General features: G+C 37.6%; 21 protein-coding genes and 1 riboswitch. Of the genes, 14 read left to right on the forward strand and 7 right to left on the reverse strand.

Annotated elements, in window-relative coordinates; translation table 11 throughout:
- From DNJ77_RS01295 to DNJ77_RS01335, 9 genes are all read left to right on the forward strand, one after another.
- Positions 1-938 (forward strand): RHS repeat-associated core domain-containing protein (locus DNJ77_RS01295; protein WP_275667741.1); only part of this gene is annotated, 938 nt, incomplete at its 5' end.
- On the forward strand, positions 931-1281 hold the full coding sequence (locus DNJ77_RS01300; RefSeq protein ID WP_116963197.1) for an immunity protein Imm33 domain-containing protein: 351 nt from the start codon (positions 931-933) through the stop codon (positions 1279-1281). The genes DNJ77_RS01295 and DNJ77_RS01300, both read left to right, overlap by 8 nt.
- Positions 1282-1284: 3 nt before the next feature.
- Entirely contained in the window at positions 1285-1809 is a 525-nt protein-coding gene (locus DNJ77_RS10030) for a hypothetical protein (protein ID WP_204723351.1), read from the forward strand.
- 11 nt (positions 1810-1820) lie between these two features.
- Positions 1821-2171 (forward strand): hypothetical protein, encoded by a 351-nt coding sequence (locus DNJ77_RS01310; RefSeq protein ID WP_116963198.1) that lies wholly within the window; start codon positions 1821-1823, stop codon positions 2169-2171.
- Between the two features lie 267 nt (positions 2172-2438).
- The gene (locus DNJ77_RS09895) at positions 2439-2612 is read left to right on the forward strand and encodes a hypothetical protein (RefSeq protein ID WP_157966535.1); all 174 of its coding nucleotides are present in this window, start codon (positions 2439-2441) and stop codon (positions 2610-2612) included.
- A 168-nt stretch (positions 2613-2780) separates the two neighbouring features.
- Positions 2781-3212 carry a transcription antitermination factor NusB gene (gene nusB / locus DNJ77_RS01320; RefSeq protein ID WP_157966536.1) on the forward strand — a complete coding sequence of 144 codons (432 nt, stop codon included), beginning with the start codon at positions 2781-2783 and terminating at the stop codon, positions 3210-3212.
- 114 nt (positions 3213-3326) lie between these two features.
- Positions 3327-4916 (forward strand): cytochrome ubiquinol oxidase subunit I, encoded by a 1590-nt coding sequence (locus DNJ77_RS01325; protein WP_116963407.1) that lies wholly within the window; start codon positions 3327-3329, stop codon positions 4914-4916.
- Positions 4906-6081: a cytochrome d ubiquinol oxidase subunit II gene (gene cydB, locus DNJ77_RS01330; RefSeq protein WP_157966537.1), complete on the forward strand. Its 1176-nt coding sequence runs from the start codon at positions 4906-4908 to the stop codon at positions 6079-6081. Before DNJ77_RS01325 ends, cydB begins: the two co-directional genes overlap by 11 nt.
- A gap of 20 nt (positions 6082-6101) precedes the next feature.
- Complete coding sequence (locus tag DNJ77_RS01335) at positions 6102-6284, forward strand: hypothetical protein (protein ID WP_116963201.1); 183 nt, start codon at positions 6102-6104, stop codon at positions 6282-6284.
- Positions 6285-6305: 21 nt separating this feature from the next.
- Here DNJ77_RS01335 and dksA read toward each other — a convergent pair whose 3' ends face one another.
- Positions 6306-6719, reverse strand: a complete 414-nt coding sequence (gene dksA / locus DNJ77_RS01340) for an RNA polymerase-binding protein DksA (RefSeq protein ID WP_204723352.1) — start codon at positions 6717-6719, stop codon at positions 6306-6308.
- A 265-nt stretch (positions 6720-6984) separates the two neighbouring features.
- On the opposite strand from dksA, the gene crcB reads away from it, so the two are divergent.
- Positions 6985-7380, forward strand: coding sequence for a fluoride efflux transporter CrcB (gene crcB, locus DNJ77_RS01345; RefSeq protein WP_116963202.1), 396 nt, complete (start codon positions 6985-6987; stop codon positions 7378-7380).
- 13 nt (positions 7381-7393) lie between these two features.
- Here the strand turns inward: crcB and yfaE are convergent, their stop codons facing one another.
- The 5 genes from yfaE to DNJ77_RS01370 form a co-directional block, all read right to left on the reverse strand.
- Positions 7394-7642, reverse strand: a complete 249-nt coding sequence (gene yfaE, locus DNJ77_RS01350; RefSeq protein WP_116963203.1) for a class I ribonucleotide reductase maintenance protein YfaE — start codon at positions 7640-7642, stop codon at positions 7394-7396.
- Between the two features lie 3 nt (positions 7643-7645).
- Entirely contained in the window at positions 7646-8797 is a 1152-nt protein-coding gene (nrdB, locus tag DNJ77_RS01355) for a class Ia ribonucleoside-diphosphate reductase subunit beta (protein ID WP_116963204.1), read from the reverse strand.
- 11 nt (positions 8798-8808) lie between these two features.
- Positions 8809-11073 carry a class 1a ribonucleoside-diphosphate reductase subunit alpha gene (nrdA, locus tag DNJ77_RS01360; RefSeq protein WP_116963205.1) on the reverse strand — a complete coding sequence of 755 codons (2265 nt, stop codon included), beginning with the start codon at positions 11071-11073 and terminating at the stop codon, positions 8809-8811.
- Between the two features lie 218 nt (positions 11074-11291).
- A riboswitch (cobalamin riboswitch) is annotated at positions 11292-11509 on the reverse strand.
- A 263-nt stretch (positions 11510-11772) separates the two neighbouring features.
- Positions 11773-12780, reverse strand: a complete 1008-nt coding sequence (locus DNJ77_RS01365; RefSeq protein ID WP_157966538.1) for a DsbA family protein — start codon at positions 12778-12780, stop codon at positions 11773-11775.
- Positions 12781-13063: 283 nt separating this feature from the next.
- Positions 13064-13570, reverse strand: a complete 507-nt coding sequence (locus tag DNJ77_RS01370) for an FKBP-type peptidyl-prolyl cis-trans isomerase N-terminal domain-containing protein (RefSeq protein WP_157966539.1) — start codon at positions 13568-13570, stop codon at positions 13064-13066.
- Positions 13571-13747: 177 nt separating this feature from the next.
- On the opposite strand from DNJ77_RS01370, the gene rlmD reads away from it, so the two are divergent.
- Both rlmD and trpD read left to right on the forward strand, forming a co-directional pair.
- Complete coding sequence (gene rlmD / locus DNJ77_RS01375) at positions 13748-15094, forward strand: 23S rRNA (uracil(1939)-C(5))-methyltransferase RlmD (protein WP_116963208.1); 1347 nt, start codon at positions 13748-13750, stop codon at positions 15092-15094.
- Between the two features lie 26 nt (positions 15095-15120).
- Positions 15121-16065: an anthranilate phosphoribosyltransferase gene (trpD, locus tag DNJ77_RS01380; protein ID WP_157966540.1), complete on the forward strand. Its 945-nt coding sequence runs from the start codon at positions 15121-15123 to the stop codon at positions 16063-16065.
- A gap of 14 nt (positions 16066-16079) precedes the next feature.
- Here trpD and glnA read toward each other — a convergent pair whose 3' ends face one another.
- Complete coding sequence (gene glnA, locus DNJ77_RS01385) at positions 16080-17492, reverse strand: glutamate--ammonia ligase (RefSeq protein ID WP_116963210.1); 1413 nt, start codon at positions 17490-17492, stop codon at positions 16080-16082.
- A 151-nt stretch (positions 17493-17643) separates the two neighbouring features.
- Here glnA and DNJ77_RS01390 point away from each other — a divergent pair, with 151 nt between their 5' ends.
- Positions 17644-18126 carry an RNA pyrophosphohydrolase gene (locus DNJ77_RS01390; RefSeq protein ID WP_192877922.1) on the forward strand — a complete coding sequence of 161 codons (483 nt, stop codon included), beginning with the start codon at positions 17644-17646 and terminating at the stop codon, positions 18124-18126.
- Positions 18127-18131: 5 nt separating this feature from the next.
- On the forward strand, positions 18132-20393 hold the full coding sequence (ptsP, locus tag DNJ77_RS01395) for a phosphoenolpyruvate--protein phosphotransferase (protein ID WP_157966541.1): 2262 nt from the start codon (positions 18132-18134) through the stop codon (positions 20391-20393).
- Positions 20394-20457 lie beyond the last annotated feature (64 nt).

The following is a 20457-nucleotide window of genomic DNA, read 5'->3' on the forward strand; positions in this document are numbered from 1 at the left end:
TTCACCCTAAGCTTGGTGGATATTTACAGCCTGATGCTTTAGATATTTTAGCAGGTGGAAATGTACACCCTTATGCCTATGCGAGCAATAACCCAGTTAATGTGATTGATCCAACTGGACTGTATGATTTAATAGCAGATGGGATTAAAGGATGTGCTAAATATTCCAACTTAGATAAATGGGTTAATTGTTTTTACTCATATGTCTGCCTATTCGCTATATGGGGATGCGCTAAGGATCTTACACCATTTGTTTTCAAAGCGTTTCATAATAGTCGACCGTTACATAGCCTTCAACTACAAACAGGGCTAGATTTATCGGATTATATTAAACGTTTAGCCACCCATTTTGCCAATGGTTTTATGGATGATACGACATTTGGCTTAACAGGGTTTGGATATGAAAACGGGCGGACAAATGCGGCTGCTTACTATACGGGTACCGCGGCATCTTTAGGATTAGGATTGTTATATGGTGGTACCTATGTAAAAGGCGGAATGCTACTGGCAAAAGTCGTGGCACCCAAGCTTATTGCGGAGAGTGTTAAGGCAAGTGTTGCAACTGGGAAAATAACTCAAGCTAGCCATGAAGCAGGTAAAATACGTGAGTTTGTGACTACTGTTGCAGAGGGTGCAGTTGCAAAGGGCACACCAGACATTACGAAAGCCTATAAACGTCCGCCTGGTGCAACTACTGTCGAGCAACGGGCATCCATCCAAGGAAAACCTTGCGTTGATTGCGGAGCTGTCACTCCCAAGCAGGTCGCCGATCACAAAAATCCATTGGTTAAGGAGTATTACGAAACCGGAACTATAGATACGACGTGGATGCGCAGTGTTGATGCTGTGCAACCACAGTGCCCAACATGCTCGGCGAGGCAAGGCGCGGATATGAGCCGCTATTCTCAACAGATGAAGAAGGAGTTGGGTCTTGACTGATGCAATCGAAAGCTCGCAGAAAGAGGTTTGCGAAAAGTTCGGTACCACCTATTACCCTTCGCCATTGGATATGAAGGTGGGGATTGCTCTCAATGTCCTGGAAGGGGTAACGCCAATAAATGGGTTGCGCCATCCGCCCGAGGGCGATACCACAGGCTGGTATATCTGGGCAGGAGAAGAACTATCTGCTGATCCCGATTTCTTTAAACCGCTACATGTGGAGCATTTGTCGGATTGGTGCCCACAGGCGCAGAAATATCTAGGTCTGCCGCCTGGGTGGCGATTTTTGATCGCAGGCGATTATGAAGATGTCTGGTATGACGAGACATTGCTGGAAGTTTGAACAATGGCCGCAATGATGCGAACGATTTTGTTCCTTGTGTTGGCCATTGTTGCTGGTCAGCTTTGGCTGCCGACAACTGCAGAAGCTGCATACCGGTATGCCAACGAAGACTGCGTTTCTGAATGTAGTGGCACCGACAGTCTCGTTCGATATTTGTGGCATGGCTATGCCAACCAGCAGGCAACGGTTCAAGCTACCACGGCAGGGAGCCAGTTTTTTGTTGACTTTATTGACGGTTTCTTTGTTCCAAAGAAGGCAGCGCCAAATGCAGAACAGGCGGCGAATCTCAAGCGTTTCCAGAAAAAAATACCATCTAACTCAAAAGACAGCGTTGAACTTCGCGAACTGCCCAATGGTGGTGTAGCGGCTCAGGCTACTTCGCCTGGAAAAGTCCCAGGCTCAAAAGCTGTTTACGAAAAGCAAATAGATGTCAACGGTCAAACGATTCAGGTTACCAAAACCACATATGACCCACAAGGAAATATTGTTCACGTTAAGGACAAGCTTAACGGCAGGACATATCCGTAGGAGGTTGTGGCATGGATCGATTCGATGTACTAAAAGATTTAATTACACTCAATAAGCCTGTAAGTATTCTAGCTGAAAGCTTGTCAAAGTTTGATTGGGACTATGAGGGTCAACCTCTGATTGTTATGGTCTCCCAAATTCGGGAGGTATTGAAGCGTTTCCTTGCTGGGGATTACTCGGCTCAAGAACTCGAAGACTGGGCAAATTTAATTGAATGTCGTCAAGACTTGGAGTTTGAAGAGAAGAAGCATAATGAAATTGCAAATGTAATTTATTGCCTTGCAAATCCAGTATTGGAGGGAGAGATTACCGCTGATTCTTGTAAAGTCCTTATAGCTACTCTGGATTGCGCAGATGATTAAAGCCATTTTCAGGGCTTTGTTTTTTAAGTCGGTAGTGTTTTCTTTTGTCATAAATAAATATATGTAAGATATTCAATCAAAAATGGCAAAAGAAAACACTACCGTTCTAAGTGTATAATAGAGTGTATATTAAAAGTAAATATAAATCACATATTGCCTTTAATAAAGAAATTTTGTCGATATAAGTCGAATCCTGCACGACCCACCATGATTTAATTTTTTTATTTTTAACCTTTTCATGGGTTTCTTTTTTTATAAAGATAGTGTATGTCAGAGGCAAACAAAATGGCTAAAAATAACGTGATAGTTAATATAAGCTGTTCCAGTGGATTGCCTGGTAAATATCCCATTATAATGACAAAGAGCATAGCAGAGCCCATGTTTATAAAACTCATCATAGAAGATGCCGAGGCTTTATCTTCAATTGCAGCAGATGCATAAAGAGTTGCTGCCGGAAATAATAGTCCACAAAAAAAGTACAATAAAGCAAAGGTAGTAAAAAACATTGTGTATAGAGAAAAAAATAATTATGGCTATCACATTAATGGGCAATCCGTTATAATTTGCGGTCGTATTTTAAACGAATCATCATACTATAAGGTTTTATCGATGTCTTTAAAAATAAAAGAGCGCAGACGTGCGCGTTTTCATGCTATTCAAGCTCTTTATCAACAATCGCTTGCTGATACTTTAATTAACGAGTTGAAGCTACAGTTTTATACAGACAATGTCGATCGTCATGCTGTGGAGTGGGATTTTTTCTACCGTTTGCTAGATGGCGTGGATAAAAATAAACAAGTAATTGATAGTAAGATCAATGAGTATGCTGTAAACAATTTATCATCTATTAACCCAATTGATTTAGCGGTGTTACGTTTGGGAGTATATGAGCTTTTAGATTGCTTAGATGTACCATATCAAGTGGTATTAAACGAATATGTTGATCAAGCAAAAGAATTAGGAACAGAAGAAGGACATCGCTTTGTCAATGGATTGTTAGATAAACTTGCCAGAAAGCTAAGGAAAGAGGCTGTCAAGTAACTAAAAATTATAAAATGCATAAAGAATTAAGTTGCTGTTAAGCTTGCAATCCCGTCATAAGTAATTAGAATCCCAGCAGTAAAGCTTAAGCAAGAATTTGGAGTAAACATGCTGATGGATATCTCACAGGTGTTTGTTGACTTATCACGTAGTCAATTTGCTTTTACAGCAATCTTTCACTTTGTATTTGTACCATTGACGTTAGGTTTATCATGGATTTTGTTTATTATGGAAGCTGCTTATGTCAAAACTGGAAGACCTGTCTATCGTGATATGGTTAAGTTTTGGGGTAAGCTTTTTGCCATCAATTTTGCGATGGGTGTGGTGACAGGCATCACCATGGAGTTTGAGTTTGGTTTAAACTGGGCATATTTTTCGCGCTTTATCGGTGAGAGCTTTGGTACGGTTTTAGCAATTGAAGGTTTAACGGCCTTTATGACTGAAGCAACCTTATTTGGCTTATTCTTTTTTACTTGGGATAAAGTGAGTAATAAGACACATTTGCTTATTACCTTTTTCTTAGCTTTGGGAACCAACTTATCTATTGTCAATATTTTGGTTGCAAATAGCTGGATGCAACACCCAGTGGCAACTTTTTTAAATCCAACAACCATGCAAATGCAACTAACAAGCTTTGGTGAGTTATATATGCAAGAGTTGGCACAAATTCGAATTGGACATGTTGCCTTTGCAGGATATTTGATTTCAGCTGCCTTTGTTGTGGGTATCAGTGCGTGGTATTTATTGCGTAAAAGAAACACTGGTTTTGCAATGCGCTCACTTGCAGTTGGATTGGGCTTTGGCTTATGTTCATCTGTTTTTATTTTCTTTTTGGGTGATGCTAATGGTTTAGCTGTGGATAAGTATGAGCCAGCTAAAATGGCAGCGATTGAGGGGCAATGGGAAACTCAAAAAGCGCCTGCCGCGTGGTCAGTGATTGCCTTTCCTTCACAAGAGAATGAGATTAATTATTTTGATATCAAAATACCGTGGATGCTGAGTCTGATTACAGGCCATAATTTAAAAGCCACAGTGGATGGTTTAAAACCTATTATGCAGCAAAATGAAAAACGTATTTATGATGGTTTAGTGGCATTGAAAGCATTAGAGAGGGTTAGAAATGGTAATGCAACTGCGAAAGATTTTGAAGTATTTGATCCTAAAAACGAGGTAACCAAAAAATATCGTGATAATATTGGCTACGCCTTTATTTTGCAAGCACATGCAAAAGATCCATACAATTCAAGCTCAGCAGAATTAAATAAAGCAGTAAAAGACACTATTCCTCAAGTGTGGCCTGTTTTTTATGCTTTCCGGATTATGCTTGCTTGCTGGTGTGTGGTCTTCTTTGTGATGACTTTTGGAGCAGTACACGTACTAAGGCGCTCTTTGTTGCGTTACCGATGGTTTTTGTGGCTATCATTATTCTCTATTCCATTGCCTTATATTGCTTCAGAAGCTGGTTGGATTGTCGCGGAAATGGGGCGTCAACCCTGGGTAATAAATGGTATATTACCAACGAGTTTGGGTGTTTCTACGTTAGTGTCGTGGAACATTGTCGTGAGTCTTGCTTTTTTTGCCTTGCTATACTTTGGGTTATTTATCATTGAGTTAATTATTATGTTTAAGGTTGCAAGAAAAGGACCTAAATCTTTGGGAAACGGTCGCTATGATAGTACAAAGGGGGTATCTGATGTTGTTTGATTATACTACTTTGCAACTGATTTGGTGGGCGATTATCGTCTTTATTTTGATTTTATATGCAACGACAGCGGGTTGTGATTTTGGTGTCACCATTATGATGCCTTTTATGACTAGGCATAAAAATTTTAAAGATAATGATATTGAGCGTAGATTGGCACTTAACACGATTGCTCCTACATGGGATGGTAATCAAACGTGGATTATTATTGCAGGAGGAGCGCTTTTTGGAATTTGGCCTGCTGTTTATGGTACGGTTTTTTCAGGGCTATACCCAGCTTTACTGCTTGTGCTATTTACTTTATTTTTGCGCCCGCCAGGATTTGATTACCGTAGTAAATTAGAGGGTGATGGTTGGCGTAAATTTTGGGATTGGGGATTGTTCATTAGTAGTTTCATTCCTTTGATTATTTTTGGATTGGTGTTGGGTTCGCTTTTTTATGGCTTGCCGTTTTATCATGATGATTTTATGATGCGTTCAGTCTATATCGGCAACGCCTTTGCTAGTGTATTGTCGCCCTTTGCTGTATTAGTTGCATTGTTAGTCCTAAGCATGTCGCTGACACATGGTTGTTTGCATCTGAATCGCCGTCTGGATGGTGAGTTGGGGTGTTATTTTCGTCGACTTGCAAATATCTTTATCTTATCTAGTTTGATATTGATGACACTTGGTTTTTTCATGTTGCTATGGGTGCTACCTGGCATGATTGTTATTCAGATGCCACAAACACTTACCTATAATACCCAAGTCAGTCTTATAACAGGTGGTTGGATGAATAATTACACATTACACACATGGATGTGGCTTGTTCCTGTTATTTGTTATGTGATGTTGATACTGGCATGGTTATTGAAAGGTAAAAATGCTGCATTGGCGTATTGGTGTTCAGCATTGTCTATTGCTGCGGTGATGTATGCAGGTGCATTTGCACTTTTCCCTTTTGTTGTGCCGTCTAGTTGGGTTGGAAATGCTGGATTGGGTAGTCAAAGCCTAACGATTTGGAATGTTTCATCATCACCATATAGTTTGATGGGTATGTTCTATATTACTGTGGTAAGTATGATTTTGATCATTAGCTATAAATTTTGGGGCTTTCGTGTGGCATGGCGTAATAAAGCTAAGTTAGATAAAGATACTCTTAAGAATAATGAGCATACATTCTATTAATTAATTTAGAGGAAAATAAAATGTGGTATATCATAATTATTATTATGCTGGCAATTTCTATGTATGTTGGTTATCGTTTTACTTTATATGTAGATGAAAAGATAATTCGTAATAAATATTTAGAAATCAGTGACGATCCCGATCACCCCGCTAATGCAGGCGATCGCTTGTTTGATGAAAAGCATAACAAAGAAGGTCGATGAACACCTGATTTTTAGAATAGATTATGCTTTGATAATCCCTTGAGTTTTTTCTTGGTGTTCTTGAATTTCTTTTGCTTGTACTGACAAAGTAGCAGTGGGTCTTGCTAATAATCTCTGTAAACCTATGGGTTCACCTGTTAGCTCACAATAGCCATAATCACCGTTTTCTATGTGACGAAGTGATTCATTAACTTTACGTAGGAGTTTACTTTGGCGGTCTACTGTGCGTAAGTAAAGCTGCTGTATTTCTTGAGACGTTGCAACGTCATTTAAATCGGTATTGCGTTCAGACTCCGCCAGGCTTTTTTTAGCATCGTCTATTGCTGCAGTTAACTCTTGTTTTTGCTGAAGTAATAATTCCTTAAAAAAAGCTAGCTGTTCTTCGTTCATATACGCATCTTCAGGCATGTTTAGTAGTTCTTTTTCTGTCATCATCGTTAGCCTCCATTAACGAGTTAATTATTTTGTTAGGGCGTTTTTATATCATAAAAGAAAGCTATTAACTAATAAATTTGCTGCATATCATAAAAAAAGTAAAAGTTTATCATTTGGTCAATGTAAAATATCTATAATTTATGGTACAATTTTACGCAGGAAATGGCGTACTTCCTAAGCTATTTTGAGAAAAAAGCTTAAACTATCCTTTAAGATTGATGACGCCTAATTTATTAGGTAAGAATTAAACTTAAAAGGAGAAAATATGTTAACTTTATTATTTGTTGGTATCGGTGGTGGCTTAGGCTCAGTATGTCGTTTTGGTGTATCAGAACTAGGGGCTAAGCTTTTGGGAAAGTCTTTTCCTTTTGGCATTTTTATCGTTAATGTGGTTGGTTGTTTTGCTATTGGAATAGTTGCTGCATTTTTATTAGAAGAGCGCTTTTGGGTAAACGTTTCAACACATCATGCGCGTGCACTTCTTATTACCGGATTTATAGGCGGGTTTACCACTTTTTCTAGTTTTAGTTTAGATGCACTGATGTTGTTTCAAAAAGGTGAATGGACAAAGGCGATGACTTATATTGTATTGAGCGTTATTATCTCAATGGTTGCGGTTACTATTGGTTTTTATTTAGTTAAACGTTGTTTGACTGTCTGATTTCTATAAATTCTTATGTCTCTAACTCTATAAAATGATGAGCATTTGCAATGCAAATTAATATTTCATTTTCTTTAGTAAAGGCCAAAGGCATTTTTAGATAGTGAATATGACCTTTTATTAATTTGCAGCGACATGTCCCACAGATGCCATTGCGACATTGAAAGTTGGGTGAAATTTGATTTTGTTCAAGTATTTCTAAAATACTTTTATCCTTGCTTGTTGTTTCAATGACATGCTTATTATATTTAATCACAGTCATCGTTTATAACTCAAAATCACTAAAAGCATTTTCAGCGACATTGCTGTCGATTTGACCAACTAGATATGAACTAATTTCAGTTTCTTGAGGTGCTACTTGGACATTATCAGAGTTAAGATAGGTATTAATCCAAGGAATAGGGTTGCTTTTGGGTGTTTGGATGTCACTTGTGTTTAAGCCTACGGCTTGCATACGCTCTTTAGCTAAATAGTCTATATACTGGCAAAGAATTTGTTCATTTAAACCTAAAATTGAGCCTTTAGAGAATAGGTATTTTGCCCATGCTTTTTCTTGTTCGACAGCTTTTTTAAAAATGTTTTGTGCTTCTAGTTGTGAATTATGGGCAATTTGAGTGAACTCAGGATCACCGTCTTTGCCTTCTAGAATAATATTAATCATATGCTGAGTGCTTGTTAAATGAAGTGCTTCATCGCGTGCAATAAGCTTCATAATCTTACCGCAGCCTTCTAATTTCTTTTGTTCTGAAAATGCAAAGGTACAAGCAAAACTAACATAAAAGCGAATAGCCTCAAGGGCATTAACTGCATGGAGGGCTAAATACAGTGCCTTTTTGACTGAGCGGGAAGTAACCTCTATGATGTTTCCTTCTACTTCATAAGTACCTTCCCCTCTAGATTGCAATAATTGTGTTTTAAGGATTAGATCATCATAATAACAAGTAATGTCTCCTGCACGTTCTCTGATTTCCTTAGTTCCAATAATTTCATTAAATATTGGACTTGGATTATCTAAAAGTGAACGTACTATATGAGTATAGGATCGGCTATGTATAGTTTCCGAAAAACTCCATGTTTCCACCCAGGTTTCAAGTTCAGGTAAGGATACTAACGGTAAAAAGGCAAGGTTTGGACTTCTGCCTTGTACGGAATCCAATAGGGTTTGATACTGTAAATTAGATAGAAAAATATGACATTCATTGTCATTGAATTTTTGGAAATCGATTCGATCACGGCTTAAATCAATTTCTTCTGGACGCCAAAAGAAAGACAACTGCTTTTCGATGAGGCGTTCAAAAATAGGGTGTTTCTGTTGATCAAAACGAGATACATTGACCGCTTTGCCGAAAAAGATCGGTTCATTTAATGGGTTATTAGATTGTGTTTGAAATGTAGAGTATATATATGGATTAATCATTGTCAATTACCTTAAATTTTACATGCCCCGGATTCACATTCATCAATTGTCTGTACTGTTTTTTGTTCAGCATGATCACGAGTGTTATGATAATAAAGTGTTTTCAAGCCATATCTATAGGCCGTTAAAAGGTCGCCAAGTAAAGTTTGCATGGGGACCTTTTGATCAGGGTAGTGCATAGGGTCATAGTTGGTGTTTGCAGAAATTGATTGATCAATAAATTTCTGAATAATAGCGCAAATTTTTAAATAGCCTGAATTGTTTGGAATTTGCCATAAAAGTTCATAATTGTATCTATATCGCTTAATGTCAGGAACGACTTGTTTCAATACACCATCTTTACTTTGTTTAATTGAAACTAGTCCGCGCGGTGGCTCAATACCATTGGTAGCGTTTGAAATTTGAGAAGAAGTTTCAGATGGCATGATAGCACTTAAAGTTGAGTTGCGAAGACCGTATTTTTTAATATTCTTTCTCAATGTTTCCCAGTCTAGTTGTAAAGGATAAGAAGAAAACTGGTCAATGGTTTTTTTGTAATGATCAATAGGTAAGAGTCCTTGAGCATAAGTTGTCTCATGGAACCATTCGCAAGGTGATTTTTCTTTAGCGAGGTTATTCGATGCTTTAAGTAAATAATACTGAATCGCTTCAAAAGCCTTATGTGCAATCTCATTAGCGCTGCCATCACTATAACGCACGTTATTTTTTGCTAAGAAATAAGCAAAGTTAATGACCCCCACGCCTAAACTACGTCTAGCCTTAGCGGGAATTTCAGCACTAGTCAGAGGATAGTTTTGGTAATCCAACAAATTATCAAGTGCTTTTACAATAAGCTCCGCTAAATACTCAAGCTCATCTAAAGATGTTAAAGCCCCAAGGTTAAAGGCAGAAAGTGTACAAAGGGCAATTTCACCCTTATCATCAGAAATATTGACCAAGGGTTTAGTAGGCAGTGTGATTTCCATACACAAATTAGATTGCTTAATAGGTGCAAGTTTACTATTAAATGCGGAATGTGTATTGCTATGGTCAACATTCTGAATATAAATGCGACCAGTTTGCGCACGTTCTTGCATTAAGATGGAAAAAAGCTCAGTAGCTTTAATTGTCTTTTTGCGAATGCTTGGATCATCTTCATAAGCGCCATATAATCTTTCAAACTCATCTTGATCAGCAAAAAAAGCTTCGTATAAGCCAGGCACATCTGCGGGACTAAACAGCGTGATATTTTGCTGATTGATTAAGCGTTGATACATCAGTCTATTGATCTGTACACCATAATCTAGATGGCGAATACGATTATCTTCAACACCACGATTATTTTTAAGCACAAGTAAAGATTCTGCTTCTAAGTGCCAAATAGGATAAAAAAGCGTTGCAGCACCTCCCCTTACACCACCTTGCGAACAAGATTTAACGGCTGTTTGAAAATATTTATAAAAAGGAATACAACCCGTGTGGAGGGCTTCCCCTTTTCGGATTTCACTTCCCAAAGCTCGAATCTTTCCAGCATTAATACCAATACCCGCACGTTGAGAAACGTATTTTACAGTCGCCGAAGCAGAAGCATTGATCGAATCTAGGCTGTCATCCGTGTCAATTAATACACATGAGCTAAATTGTCTAGTTGGTGTCCTAACGCCCGCCATGATTGGTGTTGGTAGTGAAAGTTTAAATTGGCTAATTGCATCATAAAAATCAAGCACGTAACGCATGCGAGTGGTTTTGTCATGCTTTGAGAATAAACAGGCACTTACGAGAATGTAAAGCATTTGGGGTGTTTCGTAGATTTCACCACTAACTCGATTTTGTACCAAGTATTTGCCTTGCATTTGATTCACCGCAGCATAGGTGAAATTCATATCACGCCAGTGGTCAATATGCTTATTCATTTGATCAAATTCAGCTTTACTATAATCCTCAAGCAAATGAGAATCATATTTTTTTGCCTTAACTAATTTTTTAACATGATCATAAATATGAGGTGGCTCAAATTCGCCATAAGCAAGTTTGCGTAAATGAAAAATAGCAAGACGTGCTGCCATATATTGGTAATCAGGAGTATTTTCAGAAATTAAATCAGCAGCACTTTTAACAATGATTGCTTGAATATCCGATGTTTTCATCCCTTCATAAAGTTGAATATGGGAATTAATTTCAACTTGAGAAACCGACACATCTTCCAAGCCTTCGGCAGCCCAAGTTAATACACGATGAATCTTATCTAGATCAACCGCTTCAAGTTTACCATTTCTTTTAGTAACGTTAACGTTCATTGCTTTGTTTCCTTATCATGGTAGTGTGTTTAATGTAATACATAACATCAAATTATCAATCTGGGTAAAAACAAAAGACCACATAGAAGGAATATAAAACGCAGACTCAACTTTAGAAGTTGAATCATTGTAACTAAATAAATATTAACCTCTGTGTCTGCTTCATCCCACGAAAGCTGTTTTACACAATTGATACCCGTAACAAGAAAATCACATTGGGTATCTATCAACTAATGGCAGGTATTCGGGCTTTATGGACACGTTGTTGTATTGACAACACCTACTCAACACAGCTTCCCAGTTTACACCAGTGCTTTTTTATTTATGCAAATCTAAATAAACGTGTTTTTCGTTTCCAATTACCGCTGCGGGTCAGCTCTGGATTTTCACCAGATTCCCTCTTGGTAACGATATAAAAATAAGTTGACTCAATCTCTTTGCCTCTTCTTTTGTAGTAAAGATCTCACCGTTTTTCAGTGAGCGTGAAGGGAAGTAAAGGAGCAATTTATTTTTTTGTTACTTGAGTTGAAATGCAAAAGCATCACAAACCAATTAGCATAAGTGAGAATTATTTTAACTGAAAATAAGAAAAAATACGATCTATTTTTCCACTTGATAGGTCAAGCAGTAAGTAAGATTTTGTGGGGACGGTTAATTTTAGAACTGTGCTTAATGAGTTCATTTAAACTTGCGAGCTTTTTATTTTCCTTGTGCTTTGTTGATTGCATCTTGGATGGTTGCTTGAGGTGCAAAGCCTGGAATAACCGTTGTATTATTAGTTGTTGCTCCTGTTAATGGGATCACGATAATAGCAGGTGTGCCTTGAATGCCAAGTTTATCAAAACCAAGCTTCATGTCTGCTGCGATGTTATCGGTAACTTTTTTCTCTTTAATTAGACTTTCGGCTTTGGCGACATCAATGCCTAATTTTTGGGCAACATCATTAATATCTTTAATGCTTAGCTTGCCTTCATCAATCCCTTTTGCAAATACAGCATTGTGATATTTTAGGTACCCTTCAGAGCCATTTAAGATATAGGCAGCAATACCCATTTCAGCTGCATATTGGGAAGCTTCCCAACGCTGACCGAAAATTGGGAATTCTTTGAAAATGTATTTCACATTTGGATTGGCATCCATGACTTTTTCCATTATTGGCGCTATTTTGTGACAATATACACATTGATAGTCAAAGAATTGAATGACTGCCACTTTGGCATCTTTGGGACCAACTGTTGGTGTTTGTTCATTAGAGAGGAGGGCTTTGGCGTTTTCAATGACAGATTTAACTTGTTTTGCTTCTTGTGTTAGCATTAAACTTTTTTGGAAAGTCTGCATAATGTCTTGCATTTGCTCTGGGTTAAATTTACCAGCTTGACCTGATATACCTGCTTTGAATCCTGTTAATATTGCAGTATTGTCAAGGCTTGCGCCTTGCGCTTTTAATTGAGCTGTGACATTTTCAGCAACGCTATAGCCAAGTGTATAGCTTACGTTTTGGAGAAGTTCTTGCTTATTATTGGTGCTGATAGATGGTTTAGCGATTGCTTCTTTAGGTTCGGCTACAACTTGTGTTTCTACACTTTTAGTCACTTCTTTAGAAGCTTTGTTGTTACCATTTGATTCTGATTTGGAACAGCCAGCTAATGCAGTTGCAAGTAAGGCTGAGCCAAAAGCTCCAATTAAAATTTTTTTAGATATATTCATTTTTGATGAAACTCCATATTTTATTTGTTTAACTGTATCGGCAAAGACTATAACAGAGTCATTGCTAAAATGAAAAAGATTCATGCTGATTATTTGGCGTTACACATATTGCTCTATGGATCAGTTTTTGTCATATATATCTTGAAATCAAGGTGACATAATTATCTAGTGGAGAAGTTGATTATCTCAAATTTAATTTTAAGGTTTAAATAAAAAATTTAAATAAACTTAGCTAACACCCATCTATAAATAAAGTATCAAAGGAAAAATAAAACCATTATTCTTAATTGTTATTGTTTGTTGTATCAGCTGCTTCTTTTGTGCTATCAACAGAAGGTTGGACACTTGTTGCTGCGTGTTCAGCATTGTTAGTAGTTGCTTTAAAGTTAGCTTCAGATTCTGTCTTGGTTTTAGCAGCTTCTGCTTCAGCTGCTTCTTCATCTGCCTTCATTTTAGCTTCCATTTCTTTTTGGAAAGCCTGCATAGATTGCTCCATTTGCTCTTGAGTGAGTTTCGGCTTATTACCTTTAATACCCGCAGTGAAACCTTGTTCTAAGTTGTCAATATCAAGTGTTACATTTTGTTGGTGTAATTGCTCAGTCATGTTTTTACCAATTGAATAGCCAATAGTATAACTTGCATCGGCCACATTATCCTGACTTACTGTGTTTGTAACAACAGTAGGTTTAGCAACAGCTGTTTCTTTTATCACATCAGCATCAGCAAATGCGCTAGATATAAGTACACTACTTACTAATAATGATAAGGTGATTTTGGCTAATTTTTTCATAATAACTCCAGTTGATTGATTACCTAATTTAAACAAAACCACTTTAGCTTAAACATGGGTTAGCAAAAGAACAAGCCTTTTACAGTGAAAAGAAGTAAAAACGTCAAAAAACAATGACATTTTATATCCAATCGTTAAACTAAGCGATACCTTAAAAATTTCCTTAATATTTAATAAATGATCAAAAATAATAAAAAAAGTGTCCCTGAGGGGGTGTTCCGTACAGTTATCAGTAGTATGTCGCACGAAGGGCGTGGCATTGCTAAAATCAATGGAAAAACCACTTTTATCCCCTTCGTATTAACAGGAGAGGAGATCGAATTTGAATATAGCAAGTGCAAGTTAAGCTATGATGAAGGCAAACTTGTGCGTGTGCTTAATGCCAGTAGTGAACGCGTAACTCCACCTTGCCAATATTTTGAAATATGTGGTGGATGTACCTTTCAACATATTTCTCCTGATGCGCAAATTCGCTTTAAAGAACAAACGTTGTTAAGTCACTTTAAGCATTTTGGTGCTGGCTTAGTCCCTAAAGAAATATTATTGCCGTTAAGATCGGCTTCATCAGAGGCTTACCGTACAAAAGCAAGACTAGGTGTGCGTTATGTACATAAAAAAAACAAAGTGTTAGTTGGTTTTCGAGAGCGTGATGGACGTTTTTTAGCAGACATTGATTCATGTCAAGTACTTCATCAAGACATTGGGCATAATTTAACAATACTGCAAAATTTCATCCAAGACTTGTCAATTTATCGCGAAATCCCACAGATTGAAGTGGCGGTAGATGAAAAAGTAACAGCACTTATTATTCGACATTTAGCACCCTTTAGTGATGAGGATCTAACTAAAATAACTGTATTTGCTCAAGTACATCATTTCTGGATTTATTTACAGGCTAAGGGACCAGATACGGTCACTCGATTCTATCCCATGGTAGATCAAGAGCCCATTGAAATGTCATATCGGCTTAATGACTATGATTTGAATATTTATTTTGCTCCAAATGATTTTACTCAGGTGAATCAGGATATTAATAATAAAATGCTAAAACAGGCATTAGAGTTACTTGATGTAAATAAGGATGATGTAGTGCTGGATCTATTTTGCGGCTTAGGAAATTTTAGTTTGCCATTGGCAACAAAAGCCAAATATGTGGTTGGTATTGAAGGCGATTTAGAAATGACGCAGCGTGCTAAAATCAATGCCAATAAAAATGGTTTAGAAAATATAGCATTTTATCCTGGCAATTTATTTGAAGATATTTCTAAACATCCATGGATTTTGGAGAACCGCTTTAACAAACTGTCATTAGATCCACCACGAGCAGGTGCTGAAATGGTTTGCAGGCAAATTGATAAAATTAATCCTAAGCGAATCGTATATGTGTCATGTGATCCGGCAACACTGGCACGTGATGCAGGTATTTTAGTAAATGAGAAACGTTATAAGCTATTATCTGCCGGTGTCATGGATATGTTTCCACATACAACTCATGTGGAATCAATAGCAGTGTTTGGAAAATAATATAATTTTAAGAGAAGGGAATTACCGTGAACGTCAGTGAGTTAGTCAAGACACTTGTGAATGACGACACAAGTGAAGACCAGCAATATGAAATCATTAAACAGATTGATAAAGAAGTTTATCAAGAACAAACCTTGTTCTCATTAGTACAAGCGTTTTTAGAGTATAGTATTGCGATTGAGAATCCTTTTTTAGATACACTTGATATTGTTGGTACCGGAGGGGATGGTTGCAGGACGTTAAATTATTCGACTTTAAGTGCATTTGTTGTGCATAAGCTTGGCGCTAAACTGGCTAAACATGGTAATCGTTCAACTACTTCAAAATGTGGAAGTTTTGATTTATTACATAAATTAAATATAAAATTACCACAAACAGCGGATGAAGCATTTAGACTTTTACAACAAACAGGCATAGTATTTTTATTTGCTCCATTTTTTCACCCAATTTTTGCTAAGGTCTCTAACGTACGTAAACGTTTTGCAGAGCAAGGAAAGCGCACCTTTTTTAATGTGCTTGGACCATTATTAAATCCAATGCGTGTTAAACGCATTGTTGTTGGTGTTTATGACGAACGCTTGTTGAAACCGTATTTGTATGCTTTAAAGAATCAGGGTGTCACTCATGCTTATATTGTATATGGTGACGGGATGGATGAGTTCTCCGTTTGTGGGGTGAATAAAGTCATTCAAATCCATAATGATACTATTACAGAGTTTAGCCTTCATCCAGAGCAAGTGGGCTTTATGCGTAGTAAGCTGGAATATCTAGAGGTAGGAAATTTGTATCAAAACTTGGAAGAGTCCAAAGCACTATTTAATAATGAAATTTTAGGTGTGAAGCAAGATACTTTAGTTATAAATGCAGCTGCAGCTAGGCATGTGGCTTGTGGCTTTGAAGGCATGCTTATTGATCATGTGAAAGTGATCAAAGATGCTTTGCAAAAAGGGGTTTTTGCAAAGCTAATTTAGAGGGTGCTATTTATCTATAAACTATAATACATTTGAAATTCAACTGGATGTGGTGTCATATTGAGTTTTTGCACTTCTTCCATTTTAAGATCGATGTAAGCATCAATCATGTCATTTGAAAAGACGCCACCTGCAGTTAAAAATTCGCGATCATGATCTAAAGCGTGAAGCGCTTCCTCAAGAGAGTTTGCTACAGTAGGGATATCAACAAGTTCTTCTGGTGGTAGATCATAAAGATTTTTATCCATAGCATCACCTGGATGAATTTTATTCTTAATACCATCTATGCCAGCCATAACCATTGCAGAGAAAGCAAGATATGGGTTGGCGGTTGGATCGCTAAAGCGCACTTCAATACGTCTGGCTTTTTCGCTGCTGACAAACGGAATTCTGATAGATGCTGAGCGATTTCGTGCTGAGTAGGCAAGTAATACAGGTGCTTCAAACCCAGGAACTAGGCGCTTATAGCTATTAGTAGCAGGGTTGCAAAACGCATTAAGTGCTTTGGCATGTTTAATAATGCCACCGATGTAATAAAGTGCCTCTTCTGATAGACCTGCATAACAGTTACCAGCAAAAAGGTTTTTGCCATTTTTAGATAAAGATTGGTGGACGTGCATGCCAGAGCCGTTATCACCTGGAATAGGTTTTGGCATGAACGTTGCACTCTTACCATAAGCATTTGCAACGTTGTGAACAACGTATTTAAAGGTTTGAATCTGGTCAGCTTTGTCAGTTAGAGTTGAGAATTTTGTGCCGATTTCACACTGACCAGCTGTTGCGACTTCATGGTGATGTACCTCTACTTCTTGCCCTAGCTCTTCCAAAATAAGGCACATTTCAGAGCGAATATCCTGTAATGAGTCAACTGGTGGTACGGGGAAATAGCCACCTTTGACACCTGGTGTGTGACCATTATTGTGACCATTCTTGGGCTGATTTGTATTCCAGGCTGCTTCGCTACTAATGATTTTGTATTCAGCACCTTCCATATCTGCTTTATAAGTGACATTATCAAAAATAAAAAATTCAGGCTCAGGTCCTAATAAAACGATGTCCGCAAGACCAGTTGATTTAAGATAGGTTTCACATTTTTTGGCAATTGAGCGGGGATCGCGATCATAAGCTTGCATGGTTGCGGGGTCTAGAATATCACATCGAATGATGAGAGTTGGCGCTTCAAAAAATGGATCCACTAACATTTTAGCCGCATCGGGCATTAAAATCATGTCTGATTCATTAATCCCTTTCCAACCTTCAATAGATGAACCATCAAACATCTTGCCATCGTTGAAAAAATCTTCATCAATGGCGCGAACAGGTATCGTTACATGCTGTTCTTTCCCTTTAGTATCAGTAAAACGTAAATCAACAAATTCGATTTCATTTTCATCGACTATTGATTTAAAAGTTGCAAAGTCGGACATGCTTTTGACTCCTTGAGAATTAGGGTTAGAGGTTATTCATCGAAAACGAATTCTATCAGATTTTTTATAAAATTTAGCAAGATTTTCAAGGAAAAGTTGCAATCTTTACGGTATGCTAAAGCTCAAGGTAATACTAGATTTGGAAATGATCGTGATAGATCAAGAGGGTTTCAGAGCAAATGTGGCGGTCATCATTGTTAATGATCAAAACAAGGTATTCTGGGGTCGCAGAGTAAATCAAAGTTCGTGGCAATTTCCGCAAGGCGGTTTAAATTCAGGGGAAACACCAATTGAAGGAATGTATCGTGAGTTAAAAGAAGAGGTGGGTTTAATGCCGTATGATGTCGAGGTGATTGCAGCAACACAGACATGGTTGCGCTATCGATTGCCAAGATTTTTAATAAGAAGAAACTGCCCTTTATGTATCGGGCAAAAACAAAAATGGTTTTTGCTTAGATTAAAGTCACCAGATAGTGCGGTTAATCTCAACGCAAACAATAAACCAGAATTTGATGATTGGCGGTGGGTGAATTACTGGTATCCTGTGGATAAAGTTGTCGCTTTTAAGCGTAAAGTGTACCAAAAAGCATTGGAGCACTTTTCCCCTCTCGTTGAAAATCAATCTAGTGAGTAATGTATATGTTCTGGCAACCTTTGGTCAAAATCATAGAGCTTAAACATGAACTTGATGTTGTGTTGTCAATCTTTGTTAAAGAAGCATCTAAGCTTTTAGCAGTTGATGCGTGTAGTGTCTTTGTACTGGAAGACAGTGATCACGTCTATACGCTTTGTGCTTCAACACTTGTGCCAACGATAAGGTCAGGTATGATATATATCAATGTTAAGGATGACTTGATTGGTAGGGTCGCCTTGCGTGAAGAAGCACTTGTCGTGACAGATATGTCAAAAGAAAAAAGATATAGCGTTTTGCAAACTTTATCTCGTAATAAATACCATTCATTGTTGGCTGCACCAGTCATTTATAAGGGTGAAGTGATTGCTATTATTGTTTTTCAAATACGCGATAAAAATAAAATTACGGAATCGTTGCAAACAGATGTGGCAACGCTTTGTGCAAATTTATCATTGCCGCTCAATCGTGCCATTCATGTTGAGGATGTATCTGATCAAATTGAAGAACAACCCCTAAGTCCACTCTTTTTTGATGGTATTAGTGCAAATGAAGGAGTGCAAAAAGGAGTCGCTTTTGCACGTTATAACATTACTGATATCGAAGAGATTCCGGATAAAGAAACACAATCGGAGGATGAAGAAGCTCTGTTTATTTCAGCTGTAAAAGAGGTAAAGGAGCATCTACAAGAAATGTTGCAAAGAATTACATTGTTAGCAGGAAATGACGAGGCTGTACTCTTTGAAGCTTATTTGCAAATGATCGATAGCAGTCGCTTTTATGACGGTATTCTAACTTATATTCGCCAAGGAGTCTGGCTGCAAAGTGCAATAAAAAAAGTCGTTTTAGAGCAAGCAACTCTTTTTGAGCAAATGGATGAGCCTTATTTTGCTGAGCGAGCAAGTGACATACGTGACTTGGGTAAACGTATTTTGCTGGCACTAGAAGATAGAACACTAAAAAAAAGTCATTATCCCGTTGACACTGTGTTGATAGCGAGTGAGATTACAGCATCAATGATTGCTGAAGTGCCAAAAGGTAGATTAAAGGCAATCGTTGCCGAGCATGGTTCTTCCTATTCTCATGCTGCTATTTTGGCAAAAGCATTATCTATTCCTTTTGTTACAGGGATTAAAGCCTTACCGATAAACTTTATCGATGGCAAAGATGTCATCGTAGATGCTTATGTTGGGCGTGTATATGTACAGCCAGCTCGAGGCTTAAAAGCTGCATATGAGCGATTAATTAAACATGAATCGCAAAAGGCAGTAGAGCTACAAGCACTTAAGGACTTACCCAGTACAACACTTGATGGGTATGTGGTCGAGTTAAAGGCTAACGTTGGCTTGATTGCGGACTTAGATCGTGCACTTAGCCAAGGTGCGGCAACGATTGGACTATATCGCTCTGAAATTCCATTTATGATTAGAGAGCGCTTCCCAGGGGAAGATGAGCAGCGGATTATTTACCAGCAAATCCTATCGACGTTCCCAGATAAACCTGTGGTGCTACGCTTATTAGATGTGGGAGCAGATAAAACCTTGCCATATTTTTATGAACAAGAGCAAAATCCAGCATTGGGTTGGCGTGGTATCCGAATGATGTTGGATCAATCTAACTTATTTTTAATGCAAGTCAAAGCGATGCTTAAAGCAAGCAGCAAATATAATAACTTGCAGATATTACTACCAATGATTACGACTATTGAGGAAGTAAAAGAATCTAAAAAACTTATTCGTCAAGCTTACAAAGAAGTTATCGAAGAAGGTTTTGATATTAAGTTGCCAGAGATTGGAATGATGATTGAAGTGCCTGCTACCATTATGGAAATTGAGCGCTTGTTGCCATTGGTTGATTTTGTTTCAGTTGGTTCTAATGATTTAACTCAATATATTCTTGCAATTGATCGAACCAATGAAAAGGTATCTACGCTTTATGATCAGCTACATCCAGCGATGATAAAAGTGCTTTATTATCTCGTTAGAATGGCCAAAAAGCACAATAAACAAATTTCATTATGTGGTGAGTTAGGAGGTAATCCATTAGCAACGGCGCTCTTAATCGGGATGGGGTTTGATAACTTAAGTATGAATGCAGCCGTGATATTAAAAGTGAAACATGTATTGCGAAACGTTGCCAAAAAACAATGTAAAAATGTACTCAAGCAAGTATTAAAACTCGCTACTACGGAAGAGGTCCACACTTACTTAGAAAATTTTCTAGTTGAAAATGATTTAGGTGGATTAATCCGTGCCGGAATTAATCATTAATATCTTTTTAAAACAAATTCTTGTGTTATATCTGAATATCATTTAGCTTTGTTGAGCATATATC

The organism is Fastidiosibacter lacustris, assembly GCF_003428155.1.
Classification (GTDB): domain Bacteria; phylum Pseudomonadota; class Gammaproteobacteria; order Francisellales; family Francisellaceae; genus Caedibacter; species Caedibacter lacustris.

What these genes read in the sequence shown, in the direction of transcription:
- rlmD (WP_116963208.1), top strand. Translation starts at nt 13,748, where the DNA reads ATGATCAAAAATAATAAAAAAAGTGTCCCTGAGGGGGTGTTCCGTACA.
- DNJ77_RS01365 (WP_157966538.1), bottom strand. Translation starts at nt 12,780, where the DNA reads ATGAATATATCTAAAAAAATTTTAATTGGAGCTTTTGGCTCAGCCTTA.
- DNJ77_RS01325 (WP_116963407.1), top strand. Translation starts at nt 3,327, where the DNA reads ATGGATATCTCACAGGTGTTTGTTGACTTATCACGTAGTCAATTTGCT.
- DNJ77_RS01335 (WP_116963201.1), top strand. Translation starts at nt 6,102, where the DNA reads ATGTGGTATATCATAATTATTATTATGCTGGCAATTTCTATGTATGTT.
- DNJ77_RS01310 (WP_116963198.1), top strand. Translation starts at nt 1,821, where the DNA reads ATGGATCGATTCGATGTACTAAAAGATTTAATTACACTCAATAAGCCT.
- DNJ77_RS09895 (WP_157966535.1), top strand. Translation starts at nt 2,439, where the DNA reads ATGTCAGAGGCAAACAAAATGGCTAAAAATAACGTGATAGTTAATATA.
- nusB (WP_157966536.1), top strand. Translation starts at nt 2,781, where the DNA reads ATGTCTTTAAAAATAAAAGAGCGCAGACGTGCGCGTTTTCATGCTATT.
- dksA (WP_204723352.1), bottom strand. Translation starts at nt 6,719, where the DNA reads ATGATGACAGAAAAAGAACTACTAAACATGCCTGAAGATGCGTATATG.
- nrdA (WP_116963205.1), bottom strand. Translation starts at nt 11,073, where the DNA reads ATGAACGTTAACGTTACTAAAAGAAATGGTAAACTTGAAGCGGTTGAT.
- yfaE (WP_116963203.1), bottom strand. Translation starts at nt 7,642, where the DNA reads ATGACTGTGATTAAATATAATAAGCATGTCATTGAAACAACAAGCAAG.
- ptsP (WP_157966541.1), top strand. Translation starts at nt 18,132, where the DNA reads ATGTTCTGGCAACCTTTGGTCAAAATCATAGAGCTTAAACATGAACTT.
- cydB (WP_157966537.1), top strand. Translation starts at nt 4,906, where the DNA reads ATGTTGTTTGATTATACTACTTTGCAACTGATTTGGTGGGCGATTATC.
- crcB (WP_116963202.1), top strand. Translation starts at nt 6,985, where the DNA reads ATGTTAACTTTATTATTTGTTGGTATCGGTGGTGGCTTAGGCTCAGTA.
- nrdB (WP_116963204.1), bottom strand. Translation starts at nt 8,797, where the DNA reads ATGATTAATCCATATATATACTCTACATTTCAAACACAATCTAATAAC.
- glnA (WP_116963210.1), bottom strand. Translation starts at nt 17,492, where the DNA reads ATGTCCGACTTTGCAACTTTTAAATCAATAGTCGATGAAAATGAAATC.
- DNJ77_RS10030 (WP_204723351.1), top strand. Translation starts at nt 1,285, where the DNA reads ATGGCCGCAATGATGCGAACGATTTTGTTCCTTGTGTTGGCCATTGTT.
- DNJ77_RS01370 (WP_157966539.1), bottom strand. Translation starts at nt 13,570, where the DNA reads ATGAAAAAATTAGCCAAAATCACCTTATCATTATTAGTAAGTAGTGTA.